General features: G+C 57.8%; 1 rRNA gene. It reads right to left on the reverse strand.

From position 1 onward, the window contains the following. Window positions 1-19 precede the first annotated feature (19 nt). Window positions 20-211: ribosomal RNA gene (locus LCF57_RS28360) — 16S ribosomal RNA — on the reverse strand; the annotation flags it as partial.

A 211-nucleotide genomic window follows, 5' to 3' on the forward strand; every position in this document is an offset into this window, starting at 1 on the left:
AGGAAACGATTCTCCATAGAAAGGAGGTGATCCAGCCGCACCTTCCGATACGGCTACCTTGTTACGACTTCACCCCAATCATCTACCCCACCTTCGGCGGCTGGCTCCCTTGCGGGTTACCCCACCGACTTCGGGTGTTGTAAACTCTCGTGGTGTGACGGGCGGTGTGTACAAGACCCGGGAACGTATTCACCGCGGCATGCTGATCCGC

The sequence above is a fragment of the Paenibacillus sp. BJ-4 genome (genome assembly GCF_020404765.1).
GTDB lineage: Bacteria > Bacillota > Bacilli > Paenibacillales > Paenibacillaceae > Paenibacillus.